12 protein-coding genes and 3 pseudogenes are annotated in these 13306 nt (G+C 59.7%); 9 read left to right on the top strand and 6 right to left on the bottom strand.

Annotated elements, in window-relative coordinates; genetic code table 11:
- Positions 1 to 23: 23 nt before the first annotated feature.
- Positions 24 to 911, top strand: a complete 888-nt coding sequence (locus AC07VF_RS13235; RefSeq protein ID WP_423574090.1) for a metal ABC transporter substrate-binding protein — start codon at positions 24 to 26, stop codon at positions 909 to 911.
- A 141-nt stretch (positions 912 to 1052) separates the two neighbouring features.
- Positions 1053 to 1703 carry an HD domain-containing protein gene (locus AC07VF_RS13230; RefSeq protein ID WP_495009159.1) on the top strand — a complete coding sequence of 217 codons (651 nt, stop codon included), beginning with the start codon at positions 1053 to 1055 and terminating at the stop codon, positions 1701 to 1703.
- 13 nt (positions 1704 to 1716) lie between these two features.
- Here the strand turns inward: AC07VF_RS13230 and AC07VF_RS13225 are convergent, their stop codons facing one another.
- Positions 1717 to 1998 carry a BrnA antitoxin family protein gene (locus AC07VF_RS13225; RefSeq protein WP_495009160.1) on the bottom strand — a complete coding sequence of 94 codons (282 nt, stop codon included), beginning with the start codon at positions 1996 to 1998 and terminating at the stop codon, positions 1717 to 1719.
- Between the two features lie 9 nt (positions 1999 to 2007).
- On the bottom strand, positions 2008 to 2229 hold the full coding sequence (locus AC07VF_RS13220; RefSeq protein ID WP_423574091.1) for a BrnT family toxin: 222 nt from the start codon (positions 2227 to 2229) through the stop codon (positions 2008 to 2010).
- Between the two features lie 216 nt (positions 2230 to 2445).
- Here AC07VF_RS13220 and AC07VF_RS13215 point away from each other — a divergent pair.
- The 3 genes and pseudogenes from AC07VF_RS13215 to AC07VF_RS13205 form a co-directional block, all read left to right on the top strand.
- Positions 2446 to 3276 (top strand): annotated as a pseudogene (locus tag AC07VF_RS13215) (MCP four helix bundle domain-containing protein); the annotation flags it as partial.
- The gene (locus AC07VF_RS13210; protein WP_463583448.1) at positions 3271 to 4134 is read left to right on the top strand and encodes a methyl-accepting chemotaxis protein; all 864 of its coding nucleotides are present in this window, start codon (positions 3271 to 3273) and stop codon (positions 4132 to 4134) included. The pseudogene AC07VF_RS13215 and the gene AC07VF_RS13210, both read left to right, overlap by 6 nt.
- A gap of 120 nt (positions 4135 to 4254) precedes the next feature.
- Positions 4255 to 5421, top strand: a complete 1167-nt coding sequence (locus AC07VF_RS13205; RefSeq protein WP_495009161.1) for a hypothetical protein — start codon at positions 4255 to 4257, stop codon at positions 5419 to 5421.
- Positions 5422 to 5541: 120 nt separating this feature from the next.
- On the opposite strand, the gene can is transcribed toward AC07VF_RS13205, so the two are convergent.
- A complete protein-coding gene (gene can / locus AC07VF_RS13200; RefSeq protein WP_065991764.1) occupies positions 5542 to 6183 on the bottom strand; it encodes a carbonate dehydratase in 642 nt (213 codons plus the stop codon).
- A 161-nt stretch (positions 6184 to 6344) separates the two neighbouring features.
- Between can and AC07VF_RS13195 the strand changes: the two genes are divergently transcribed.
- Positions 6345 to 6758: a serine kinase/phosphatase gene (locus AC07VF_RS13195; protein ID WP_495009162.1), complete on the top strand. Its 414-nt coding sequence runs from the start codon at positions 6345 to 6347 to the stop codon at positions 6756 to 6758.
- 56 nt (positions 6759 to 6814) lie between these two features.
- Here the strand turns inward: AC07VF_RS13195 and rimI are convergent, their stop codons facing one another.
- The 3 genes and pseudogenes from rimI to AC07VF_RS13180 form a co-directional block, all read right to left on the bottom strand.
- Positions 6815 to 7267 (bottom strand): ribosomal protein S18-alanine N-acetyltransferase, encoded by a 453-nt coding sequence (gene rimI / locus AC07VF_RS13190; protein WP_237254780.1) that lies wholly within the window; start codon positions 7265 to 7267, stop codon positions 6815 to 6817.
- Positions 7260 to 7862: pseudogene (locus AC07VF_RS13185) on the bottom strand (energy transducer TonB); the annotation flags it as partial. The gene rimI and the pseudogene AC07VF_RS13185, both read right to left, overlap by 8 nt.
- Positions 7863 to 7930: 68 nt before the next feature.
- Positions 7931 to 8066: pseudogene (locus tag AC07VF_RS13180) on the bottom strand (energy transducer TonB); the annotation flags it as partial.
- Between the two features lie 144 nt (positions 8067 to 8210).
- Here AC07VF_RS13180 and mksB point away from each other — a divergent pair.
- From mksB to mksF, 3 genes are read left to right on the top strand one after another with little or no spacing between them, the layout of a single operon-like run.
- Entirely contained in the window at positions 8211 to 9488 is a 1278-nt protein-coding gene (mksB, locus tag AC07VF_RS13175) for an Mks condensin complex protein MksB (protein ID WP_192174971.1), read from the top strand.
- The gene (gene mksE, locus AC07VF_RS13170) at positions 9478 to 10185 is read left to right on the top strand and encodes an Mks condensin complex protein MksE (RefSeq protein WP_122536222.1); all 708 of its coding nucleotides are present in this window, start codon (positions 9478 to 9480) and stop codon (positions 10183 to 10185) included. Before mksB ends, mksE begins: the two co-directional genes overlap by 11 nt.
- Complete coding sequence (mksF, locus tag AC07VF_RS13165; protein ID WP_192174970.1) at positions 10182 to 13016, top strand: Mks condensin complex protein MksF; 2835 nt, start codon at positions 10182 to 10184, stop codon at positions 13014 to 13016. Before mksE ends, mksF begins: the two co-directional genes overlap by 4 nt.
- The last annotated feature ends 290 nt before the right edge of the window (positions 13017 to 13306 follow it).

The following is a 13306-nucleotide window of genomic DNA, read 5'->3' as shown; positions in this document are numbered from 1 at the left end:
TCTCTTACCGCAAGGAAACCACCATGAAACGTTTCACGCTTCTGACCGCCGCGCTGGCGTTGTCGGGCCTGGCCAACTTCGCCCAGGCAAAAACCCTGGAGACCGTCGCATCCTTCACCGTCATCGCCGACATGGTACACAACGTCGGCGGCGATCACGTGCACGTGACCTCGCTCATCGGGCCCAACGGCGACCCTCACGTCTACGAGCCCACTCCCAATGACGCCCAGGCACTGAAAAAAGCCGACGTGGTGTTCGTCAGCGGCTTGCATCTGGAGGGCTGGCTGGATCGGCTGATCACTGCCTCCGGCTACAAAGGCCAGCCAATCGTGCTGTCTGACGGGATAATGACCCGCAGCATGGAAGAAGACGGCAAGAAGATTACCGACCCCCATGCCTGGAACAGCGCGGTAAACGGCGTCGTTTACGTCAGAAACATCATCAAGGCCCTACAGAAAGCCGACCCGGACAATGCCGCCGATTACAAAGCCAACGGTGAGAAATACATCGTCCAGCTGCAGGATATGGATGCCTACGCCCGCGCGCAGATCAGCGCCATCCCGGTCGCACAGCGCAAGGTGCTGACGTCCCACGACGCCTTCGGCTATTTCGGCGATGCCTATGGCGTGACCTTTCTCTCGCCACTGGGCTTTTCCACTGAAACCGAAGCCTCGGCAGCTGACGTTGGCAAGCTGATCCAACAGATCAAGCAGGAGCACGTCAGCGCCTACTTCTTCGAGAACTCTGGCGACCCGCGTCTGGTGCAACAGATCGCAAAAGCCAGCGGCGCGCACCCGGGCGGCGAGCTGTATGTGGAATCGCTGTCACCTGCAAACGGCCCGGCGGCGACCTACGTGGCGATGTTTCGTTACAACGTGGACAAGCTGACGGCGGCAATGAAAGGCCAGTGATGTAGCGTCGCGACGGCTCACTGATCTCTGCTGCGCAACGTGGGCGGCAGAGGTCCGCGAACCGCCATTGCGAACCGGCTGCGCAGGCGCGGGTCAATCTGTATGCTGGCGCACCGTCCGCCGACATCGACAGGATGATCCATGACCGCCCTCTCCTTCGCGCCTTTTCAGTCCCTCGCCGACCTGCTGATTCCCCACACCGTGGCGGAAAGGCTCGACGGCTCCCACGACGTATCCCACCTGCACCGGGTCTGGACCAACGTCTGCGCCATTCGCGACACCGAAGGCGGCGATCATCAAATCCTGCTTGCCGCCACCCTGCTCCACGACTGCGTCTCCGTGGAAAAGAACTCGCCGTTTCGCTCAAGTGCCTCGCGTCTGGCAGCGGCAAAAGCGACGGAGCTGCTCGCAGAGATGGGCTGGGAAGAAGAGCGCACCCAGGCCGTTGCCCACGCTATCGAGTCCCACAGCTATTCCGCCGACATCACGCCCACCTCGCTGGAAGCGAAGATCCTGCAGGACGCCGACCGTCTCGACGCCCTCGGCATGGTCGGCGTGGCACGGCTGTTCTACGTGTCCGGGCGCATGGGCAGCCACCTCTACGACCCCGCCGACCCCCAGGCGCAACAGCGAGACCTGGACGACAAACGCTTCGCCGTCGATCACTTCACCACCAAGATATTCACTTTGGCGCAGGGCTTTCAAACGGCCACGGGGCGCCACATGGCGCAGGTCAGGCATGCACGCGCGGAGCGGTTCTTGATGGAGTTTATGGAGGAGATTGGTGCTTAGGGGGCCTGGAAGGTCATAGCGCTATTTCGGACGGCTCATGGGTTTTTAGCCAGTCTACCAGCGCGGCATTCATTCGCGTCTGCCAGCCCGGTCCTGACGCCCGGAATTGCTCCACCACGTCATGCTCCAAGCGAATGGTAATCCGCTCTCGCACAACCACGGCACGTGGTCGGCCACGCTTGACCAACTGATCACCCACGTATTCATCAGCCTGATCGAAGTATGCATCGGACAATTCGGGTGCATCGTTGGGATCAACCCAGTCGATGCCGGTAGAGGTTTTGTTCGCGCTCATTGGCTTTTCTCATGGAAATGATCGGCGAGCCGCGCCGCGCGGTGTCCAGACCAGGACCACCATACGTTCTGACAACACACCAACCGTGATGTAGCGGGCCTCCCCGTAATCCTGCCGGCAATCTTCGCTGGTCAAATGTCTGCCGGCGAATACCAAGCCGGCATCCCCAAAGTCGAGGCCACGCTTAAGAAGGGTGATGTCGCGTTTTGCGATGTCGAAGATTGTCTGCATTGAATTATTGTATGTACAGAAAATAACTCAACAAGGCCGCCGAGACTCGCAGAGACCTATCCCACAAACAGCGTTGACATTGCTCACCCGACTACCCCCTCACATCATTTTCAATCGCATCATCTGACCGTACCGCAACAATTCCGAAACATCTCCAGCAATGTCATAAAGACATCACGGAACACCTCTATAACCATCTCTCCGGTGTTTTCGTCGATGGGATGGGTGGCAGTGAAAAGGTTATTGCGTCGTGTAGTCCGTCCTTCCTCCAAACCTGCATTCCTGCGTCGTTTCAGGATTACCCAGCGGTTGGTGCTGTGCTTCGGCGTGACCGCGCTGTTGCTGGTGGCGCTCGGTGTGTTCTGCCTGTTGCAGATGCAGAGCATCCGGGATCAGGGCGAAGCGGTTGAGAGCGGGTCGCTGCCCAGTATCGCCATGGCCGACGCGATCGCCATCGACCTGATCAAGTTGCGCGGCGAGAGCGCCAGGCTGATTGCCAATGCCGACGACCCCGGCGCAGTGGTGACCAGCAAAATCAACGTCGAGCAGCTTAAGAACGAGGTTGAGAAAGGCTTCGTCGATTATCTCGCCCATGCCACCGACAGCACCGAGCGGGATTCCATCAAGGCCCTGCAAGATGCCTATAACGCTTTCATGCCAGGGCTGCACGACGAAATCGCGCTGATCGAACAACGCAAACTCGACGACGCGCGCATGCTGCTCAACACCACGCTGAGCCTGCAGGGTGACCTGATGGACATGCAGGTGCAGTTGCTGCGCGAGTTGAACAAGCAAAGTGCGGCGGGTACCGTCGACGCGGCGGGCGCGCGGTTCCAGCAGACCCGAATCATTGCCGTCAGCGCCATCGTGGTGGCATTGGTGCTGACGTTGCTGCTGGCGTGGCGATTGAGCCTGAGCATCATTCGTCCCCTGCGTCAGTCGCTGCATATCGCCAGCACCATTGCTCAAGGCGACCTGAGCCCCCAGCCGATTCCAGAGGGCAAGGACGAAACCGCTCAACTGCTGAAGACCTTGGGCCTGATGCGCGCCAATCTGCATGGCACGATCGATCAGATTTACGCTGCAGCGGGCCAGTTGAGCCAGTCAGTCCACGAAATGGGCGCGATTGCCGAGGCCAGCGCGAAGAACCTGCAATTGCAGAACGATGAGATCGAGCAGGCGGCAGTTGCCGTGAATCAGATGAGTCAGGCTGCCGGAGAAGTTGCCGACAACGCCAGCAGCACGTCCAGCGAGTCGAAGGCGTCCAACGAAGCGGCCGCCGAGGGTCGTCTGCGCCTGACCGGCACCATTGATTCGATCAAGGAGCTGACCGACAACGTCCTGGATTCTTCTCACCAGGCCGACGGTTTGGCCGAGCGCACGCTGAGCATCAGCAAGATTCTCGAAGTCATCCGCGCGATTGCCAACCAGACCAACCTGCTTGCACTGAATGCCGCCATCGAGGCCGCACGGGCAGGCGAAGCAGGCCGCGGGTTCGCCGTGGTCGCCGATGAAGTGCGCTCTCTCGCCCAACGCACCAGCGCGTCGACCACCGAGATCGAAACCCTGATCAATGATGTACAGAAAAGCACTCAGGAGACCGCGCAAACCCTGCGCGTCACCGCAGCCCAGGCCAATCTTACCCTGGAGCAGGCCGCTGCAACCGGTCACGCACTGACCGTCATCATCAGCGCAACGTCGACCATTAGCGACCGGAACACGCTGATCGCCAGCGCCGCCGAACAACAGGCGCAAGTGGCTAACGAAGTTGACCGCAACCTGAGCAGCATTCGCGATCTGTCGTCGCAATCGGCGTCGGGCGCTCAGCAAACCACGGTGGCGAGCAATGCGCTTTCGATGCTGGCCACCGACCTGAACACGATGGTTCAGCGGTTCGTGCTTTAACGAGCGCGCCATTAAAAATGGCCCCGCAGCCATCGTTGCCCATTCCCAGTCATGTCCAAGTGTTTCATCATCGAAACACCACCCACGCAGAGGGGTGTCTACGCCAACAAGGACATGAGCATGAAAAAAACAGCCGCATTGAGCATCGTCCTTACCGCGCTGACGCTGAGCCTCACCGCTCAGGCCGACGTCAACGTCAAACTGGGGAGCAAGGAACGCGTCACACACCTGTTCGCCTACCCGAACAACTGCAATGTCATCTGCTTCCGAAACTGGACGCTGGAACAGACCGTCGAGCACTACCTCACGCAAAGCGTGCAGCGTGACGGTTACGCCGCGGCCAAGGTTGCGGTGCACAACGACAACGACGTGATCTACGCCGACATCACCGGCGTGCCGGACGGCTACGACAAACCGCTTTCAGCGCTGCTCAACGCAGGCGACCTGGCCTACGCTGGCGCGAGCAAACTCAACGCCGATAACAAGTTCGCCTACAACTGGTATCTGTTTTTGCCGCTGGGCATGGCGCTGGAAAATCGCAAGAGCGTCGAGCTGCTGCATTTCCCGCCGGACTACTCGCTGACTCAGGCTCAGGACTATCTGTTCTCGGCCACTACCGACCGCTGGTCCGAGCTGCTCACGGATAACGGCATTCCCAAGGAGCAGACGCCTGCCTATCAGACCATCATCGACATCGCGCCCATTGCTGCGCCCTCCAACGCCGGCAAGGACCTTGAGAACGTCTACAGCTACTTCACCGATTACCAGACCAACATGGTCAAGCAGCTGACGCAAAGTGCGGCGGGCACGTCGCTGCCGATGGTCGCGTTTGGCGCGCCAGTGCGTGCGTGGCTCAAGCAGCAATACAACGTGACGGTGCCGGTGTTGGGTCTGGCGAGCATCAGTCCGGCAGGCGGGCAAAGCGTCCCCGTGCTGGGTTCGAATCACCCAAGCTATATCTGGAATGCGGCGGACAAAAGCAATTACGGCGGGGACGAAACCAGGGCGGATGAGGCCGGTTTGAAGGTCATGGGCCAGGACCTGAGCGCGGCGTGCTGGCAAGCCGGCATGGGCCAGAAACCGACAAGCGACCCGGCGGCGCTGTTGAAGCAGTGCACCACCAACTGGCAGGTGACCAACAAGGTTGAGACCTGCAAGCTGTTCTTCAGCACAGTACGCAAGTTGACGCCGGATCAGGCAGCAGCGAAGTGCCGGACGGGTGAAGTGTCGCGGCAGATCAAGCAGCTGCAGAAGCCGCTGCCGGAAATGAAGAACGCTCAGCTCTAACACCGATCCCGAAGGAATGAGCTTGCTCGCGACGTCTTCCACTCACATCAATGTGACTGGAATAACGCTATCGCGAGCAAGCTCACGCCTACAATTTCCATGGACGCTTGCCCTACCCGATCACTCCCCCTGCGGACGCAAGCGATACTGTGGCGGCAATTGCTCCGGCCCGCTGATGGTCGCGTTCAGACTCTTCCATCGCCCATCCTTGATGCCATAGATGCAACCATGGACAGACAACTTCTGCCCACGGTGCCAGGCGTTCTGCACAATGCTGGTATGGCCAACGTTGGCGACCTGCTGAATCACGTTCAGCTCGCACAGCCGGTCGACCTGTTCTTCCTCAGTCGGCAGCTTGGCCAGCAGCTCGCGGTTTTCGTAGTACAGGTCGCGGATCGTGCGCAGCCAGCCGTCAATCAGACCGAACTGACGATCCTGCATCGAAGCACGCACGCCGCCACACCCGTAGTGACCGGTGACGAGAATGTGTTTGACCTTCAGCACGTCGACTGCGTACTGAATCACCGACAGGCAATTGAGGTCTGTGTGCAGCACGACGTTGGCCACGTTGCGGTGCACGAACAGATCGCCTGGCAGCATGCCGACGATTTCATTGGCGGGGACACGGGCGTCCGAACAACCGATCCATAGGAATTCCGGCGTCTGCTGGCGGGCCAGTTTGGCAAAGAATTCGGGGTCTTCTTCCTTGATGGCGGCAGCCCAACGTTCGTTGTTGTCGATCAAGTCTTGTAGTTCGTTCATGCGTTGATGCCTCGGAAATGATGCTCAGCTATGACTGGGGCTCGGCGCTTCGGGTCACGCGGGAAGATCGACCGATCAGCGACGACCGATCAGGAACCGGATGGAATCTTCGCCATGTCGTCCGGTCCACCCATTAGGACCGACATTATTGAGGATTTGCCATGAACGATTCACGCCGTCCATTCGATGCCACTCAACCCGAGCCCATCGATGACAACGAAGACCGCATGGGATCAATGGAAGAGCTCAACTTCAACGACAACAATGAGCCTAGCGGGCGCATTGGCGACATGATTCCCGAAGATGAGCTAGACACATTGATCCCTGATGAACGCGTACGTGAGGCAGGGCTGACCGGTGCATCTACCGAAGATCACAACCCGACCGATGACGACATGAGCCCGGAAACATTGATCCGGGAAGACGGTGCGCGCGGTCCCCGTGAAGCAGGTGAAGATGGCCCGGCTGACCTGGATTTGAGCATCGTTGATGAAGATGACATCGGCGGTGGGGATGGTCTGGATGAAGAAGAGATGGCCATTCTTGATCCGCTGGATGGCAAGCCTGGCGTTTGATCAGCGGCTTAGTCGTGTGGGGATGAACCCTGTTCGCCCCCACGACAAACCTGTGACTATTCGAACAGCGTGCATGCCATGACGATTGCGTCTTCACGCCCGCCCACTGCCGGGTAGTAGTCCCGCCGCCGACCTATTTCGTTGAAACCGTATCGCTCATACAAACGATAGGCAGACCGGTTGCTGTCTCGCAGTTCAAGAAAGCATTCCCGGCCATTGATCTCGTAAGCGCGCTTCATCAGCTGCTCCAGCAGCATCAGCCCCAAACCACGGCCCTGACTCTCCGGTTTAACGGTGATGTTGAGCAAGTGCGCTTCATCGATGATCACGTTGATCACCCCGTGCCCCACCTGCTGACTGCCTTCGAACATCAGCCATACTTCGTATGACTTCAGCGCATCGATGAAAATACCCCGCGTCCAGGGATGACTGAAAGCGGCGTATTCGATCTTCAGCACGGCATCCAGGTCAGCTTCGGTCATGCGGCGAAACGTTACTGCGTCATTCATCTACGGTCTTCCAACGGCCCATCAATTGACGCATGGAGCGCCACACTTCGGCCTTTCGCTGGGGCTCGTCCATCAACAGTTCCAGACCCGGCAGCGCCCAGGCTAACCCCAGGCCATCGACCTGGAGCTCAAGATTGTAAGATTCAGCATCCGTTTCAGCCGCGAAACGCAGCGCCGGAAGGCCGATCAGCCATAGGCAGGTGCAGGGTTGTTCTTCGACGCGTGCGTACAGAAAACCCTGAACGAAATCCCGCGCTGCTTCGGGCCCCTGATCCATTTGCCCACGCACCAGCAGCGGCCAGCGCACAGGCTCGCCGATGATCTGCGGACTGTCCGGCAGGCCGGCGGCGCGGAGCATGTCTTTGAGCAACAGATAGGAAGGGTCGCGGCTTTGGAACGGCTCGCCGGTCACCAACTCCACGAGCAACAGGCAACTCCCGGCGCGCAGCAGTTGCAGGGCAAAACGTGGCGGCGGCGCAACCGGCGCTTTCACCACGGCCGGTGCGGCCTCTTCCTCCTGCACCACTTTTGGCTTGGGCGCGCTGGAGGGGCGAGGGATTTCGATCTTTGGCCGCTCGACGGTACGCGCAACGGGTGTCGGCGCGACGGAGGGCGAATCGCGATCCGGCGCGCGAGGCGTATCCGCCTGAATAATCGGCGCAGGCACCTCTTCAAGCTGCGGCACCGGCGCAAGCAATTCGGGACGCGATGGCGCAGCAAAAGGCAATTCAGTGCGCGGCAGCCAGCTGACCACCTGCATGGCGGTCAGATAAGCGCGACGACGAGGCTCGTTGAGCAAAGGTCAGCTACCTGTGGATAAAGTCAGGCGGAAGATTCTACAGGCCTTCACCGCTTCACGCCGCTGTTGATCGACTGAGGGTGAAAAACGAGCCCGGCGATGCAGTACAATCGCCGCTTTTATTTGCCAGTCAGCGACCATCCGATGATCGAACCTAAGCGCGTCCTGCGCGCCCTTGCCGAACACTGGGCGCTTCTCGAGCCACTCTGCGAGCACTTCGACCAGGGCACTCTGAGCCTGAGCGAACTGCGTTTGCAGCTGGCGGCCCAGCAACTGGAAAGCACGCCCCAGGACATCACCACTCTGCTGGACGTCTGGATTCGGCTCGACATTCTGGTCCCTGTGGCGAAAAGCCCGAACCGTTTCGAGCTGAACGCGCAGATCCACGATTTCCTGTCCTACCTGCGGCGCGAGCATCGGCTGGGCTTGTGCCTGGAAATCGAAGCGTACCTGCGCCATCTCGAACGGCTGGCCGGCTATATACAGGAAGCCTTCGACGCCCGGGACGCCAATGACCTGGCGCGGCAACTGCGCCTGCTCGACATGCGCGTACGCGACGTCCTGAAGAAGCTCGCCAATGACGAACAGGCCCTTGTGTCCGTGGCCGAACGCGCCAAGACCAGTGACCGGCAGATTCCGCTGCGTCAGCGTTACGCGGAAGTGCTGGCGACCTGGGATGAATATGTCGAGCCGATGATCCAGCTGGTGAACGCCGATGGCGCCTTCGAACAGGGCGTGCGCAAGGTCGAGAACGTGCTGCTGCGCATGCTCACCGACCAGCAGCGTCTCGGTCACCTGGTCGACGACGACATGCTCCTGCGCACCCACGCGCGCATTCTCGAAATGCAGACCAGCGCGCAATTGACCTTGCGCCACGCGCGTGAACTGCTGCTGCCACTGCGTGAAGAAGCGCGTCGCCACAACGCCGTGACGCGCGGTGCTGCCCTCGCGCTGTCGGCGATTCGTCGACGGGGGCTCGACGCGGTGCCACAAGCGGCGATGCCGATGTTCACCCGCCCGCAAAGCACGTTCCTCGGCAGTGCCAATCAGGTTGAAGCGTACGTGTATGCGCTGGCGCGCTTCGAGCCGAAACCGGCGCGCTTCCCCAAGGCCAATATCACCCGAAAGGGCGAGCCGCCTCGCGCGCCGCGCACGGTCAGGGAAATGGTCGAGCGCTGCGAAGACGCCCTGCCGATGCCGGATCTGATGGTCTGGCTCCTGGAGCAGGAGCCCACCGGCGCGACCGATGAATTGCTGTATTGGTTTTCGCGGCTGTCGCGAGACAAACGCTTCAAGCGCGAGCGCCTTGAGCGCCGCGAATACCTGACCCAGGAGCACCGCGTCAGCCTGCGCTCCTTCGCCCTGCTCTCGAGCAAAGACGCCACCCCAGAGAATTCCGAGGGCACTGCCCATGCATCTTGATCTATCCGAAATGACCCAGCTGGCGCCGATCTTCCGCGAGCTGTTCAAGGGCTACCACGTCAGCCGCCGCGATCCCGAGCTGTACGCGCAACTGTCCAATCTGCAGGACCAGTACCGCGGCCTGTTCAAGGCGTTGGGCTTCGAGCTGGTCTGCGACACTCGTGGGTTCTACTACTTCGTGCCTGATCTGGCAGCCGCGCAGGTCAACAAGACCGCGCAACGTCTGGCGCTGTTCACATTCATCCTCGTCGAGCATTTGGCCGACCAGGGCCGCGATCCGGTCGCCGTGCTCGATGGCGGCAGCCTGGGCCGTGACGAATTGCCCTCGCTGCTGGAAAAGTACCGCGATCTGTTCCTGCAAGCTGAGGTCCAGACCCAGGAAGAGCTGGAAGAAAAAATCATGCGCCGCATGACCCAGCTGGGATTCGCCGCCGAAGAAGTAGGCATTTATCGCTTCCTGCCGCCGATGCATCGCTTCCTCGACGTCTGCCTGTCCGTGCAGCAGGACCGTGATCTTGCGGCCAGCCTGCACAGCGCCCTGCCGTTGCCGGCCCCGGTGCTGATCGACGAAGACAGCGATGAGCGACTGCTGGAAACCGACGACCCGCTGGACCTCACCGAATTCGATGAATCCGCAGAAACCGAAGAGCAAGCGCTAGCCCGGGCGATCGCTGAAGAACAGGAGCATGACGCATGAGCCAGGAACGCTACGGCATACGCCGCTTTGCGCTGCTGAACACGGCCGGTTACAGCCTCGGGTTGTTTCCACTGGAGCATCCGCTATCGGTCTACGGCGCGAATAACCTGGGCAAGAGTGCGTCGATCAACGCTCTGCAGTTCCCGATTCTGGCGCGCATGTCGGACATGAGCTTCGGCAAATACAGCCTCGATCAATCGCGCCGCTTCTACTTCGCTTCCGACACCAGCTACATCCTCGTCGAAGTCTCCCTGCCCCACGGCCCTCATGTGATTGGCGTGGTCGGTCGAGGCCCGGGCGGCGGTTTCGGTCATCAGTTCTTCGCCTATGCCGGCAAGCTGGACCTGGCTCACTACCAGAAGGACGACACCTGCCTGCGCCAGAAAGAGCTGTTTGCCAATCTGGAAAGCCAGGGCCTGAAAGCCTATGAGCTCAAGCCCGATGAACTGCGCCGTTTGCTGGTCGGTGGCCATACGTCGATCCCGCTGGACCTGACGCTGATTCCCCTGCGCTCGACCAGTGAGCAGAGCCTCAAAACGTTCCGGGCGCTGTTCATCAACTTGCTGCACATGCGCGAGATCACCGCTGCCAAATTGAAGCAGCTGTTTCTCGACGCGTTTGAGCACAGCCTGCGTTCCGGCAGCGTCGATTACATCGCCGCGTGTGAAGAAGCCTTCCGTGACGTACGACGCATGGAGCAGGACTACAACGCACTGGTGCTCGCCGGGCCGCTGGTTGAAGCGCTGGCCAATGGCGTGAGACAGCGCGACATCCTCCGCGGCAAGCTGCATCGCCTGTCGCCATTGCTCGACTCGCTGCTGGGCACATGGCAGGACTACTCCAACGCGCGCAAAGAAGAGTTGGTCATCCAAAGCGAGCACTACCGTAACGAACAGGATTCGCTGCAGAACGACCAGCGGGGCAGCACTCAAGAGCTGATGCGGCTGGAGCGTGAGATCAGCAACATCCAGCGCTGGATCGGCGAATTGGCGGTGTTGAAGAACCGCTTCGCGCTGGTCGACGACGTTAAAATCCTGGAACAACAGTTACTGGCTGCAAAAGACGCCCACGATGAACTGGCCGGCGCGCTCGCGCAGTCGCGTCAATTCAGCGCCGAGGATCTGGATGAGCGCCTGCGCGATCTGGAAAAACGCCTGAAATCAGTCAAGCAACAGCTCGATCATGCGGACAACAACAGTTATGCCCGCCTCCGCGAAGAGTTCTCGCAGCCTGATGTAGAGCGTCTTATGCGCCTGTTCAACAGCGCGCTGTTCAGCTTGCCACTGGGCGAGCAAGGCATCGCGCTGGATGATGGCGATGCATGGGTCAAATCCCTCGAAGCGATTCTCGATGGGTTCAAGGGCGAACGCTTTGAAGTACCCGGCCTGACTGTCAACCTGTCGAACATCGAGCCACCTGCCCTCCAGGCGCTGGCCGATCGCGCCGCGCTGCGTGATCAGAAGGAACGCCTGGAGAAGGAACTCAAGCAGCTAAAGACTCAACAAGCTGTCGCGGCCGACCGTGCGGCGAGCAAAACCCAGACTGAAGCGTTGTATCAACAGGTGCTGGACGCGCAGAAGGCGCTCGAAGACTTCCGCCGCGCTCAAACATTGAGCGCCGAAGAGGGCGAGAAGCTTGAGCAGTTGGCCCAGATGGAAGCGGCGCAGGATGAGCTCAAGCGCTCCAGTGATGCATTCACCGAGCGCGTTCAACAACTGTCGGCCAAGCTGCAGCTGATCGGTCGTCAGATCGGCGATCTCGAATCCAAGCAACGCACGCTGGATGACGCGCTGCGTCGTCGTCAGCTGCTCCCGACCGATCTGCCGTTTGGCACGCCGTTCATGGAGCCGGTTGATGACTCGCTGGAGAACTTGCTGCCACTGCTCAATGATTATCAGGACAGCTGGCAGGGCCTGTTGCGCTGCGATGGTCAGATCGAAGCGCTGTACGCGCAGGTGCGTTTGAAAGGTGTCGCCAAGTTCGACAGCGAAGATGACATGGAGCGGCGTTTGCAACTGCTGATCAACGCTTACGCTCACCGGACTGATGAAGCGCTAACTTTGGGTAAGGCACGTCGTGCCGCTGTGACCGACATCGCTCGGACGCTGCGCAACATCCGCAGCGACTACGACAGCCTTGAGCACCAATTGGCGCTGTTTAACCGTGAGATCAACCGCCGGCAGGTTTCCAACCTGGAGAGCTTCCGTATTGTGCTCGCGCCGAACAAGGAAGCGCTCAAGCACATCGACCAGATCATCCATAGCGCCGGTCAGTACGAAGAGGGCGAGACACTGTCGGTGTTCGATCTGAGCCAGAGCGCCGAGCAGGACAACAAGAACGAGGAAGCCAAAGAGTATCTGGCTCGCCTGGTTGCAGCTAACCACAACCAGCTCGGCTTGAAGGACTTGTTCGAACTCGCGTTCGAGATCACCAAGGTCAACAGCCAGCCGGTTATCCATACCGACATTGATGGAGCGGCGTCAAATGGCACGACCATGACCATCAAGGCACTGACCAACATGTACCTCTTGCTGCACCTGATGGATCGCGAGCAGGCTGGACGGATTCGTCTGCCCTACTACCTCGACGAAGCCGCTGACATTGATGAAAGAAACCAGGCAGCGTTGCTGGAAACTAGCCTGCAACTGGGCTTTGTACCGATTCTGGCGAGCGTTAAGCCTCAAGTGTCGGCACATGTGGCCATTGACCTGGAAGGCGGCAGTGGGCCAGCCGGGATCTACATTGACGAAGCAGACTGGAAGTACATTCAACGTCGTGATGGGGCTACTCCGTTAAAAGCGACCCAAGCAGTTGAAACGCTAAGCGAGTAAGTAAGTCGCCTGGTAGCAGAAAGCCCCGCAGTGATGCGGGGCTTTTTTATGGGCGCTGATTATTGGCTGCTTACTGTTGGCTGTTGGCTGTTGGCTGTTGGCTGTTGGCTGTTGGCTGTTGGCTGTTGGCTGTTGGCTGTTGGCTGTTGGCTGGGCAAATAACTTTTCCGCGCGCAAAAACAAAACCCCATCTGCTTTCGCAAATGGGGTTTCGGAATTTAATCTTGACGATGACCTACTCTCACATGGGGAAACCCCACACTACCATCGGCGATGCATCGTTTCACTGC

This window comes from Pseudomonas sp. GW821-FHT02H06 (assembly GCF_059421525.1).
Note: the sequence above shows the minus strand (reverse complement) of the source record. Positions and strands in the feature narration are given on the sequence as shown.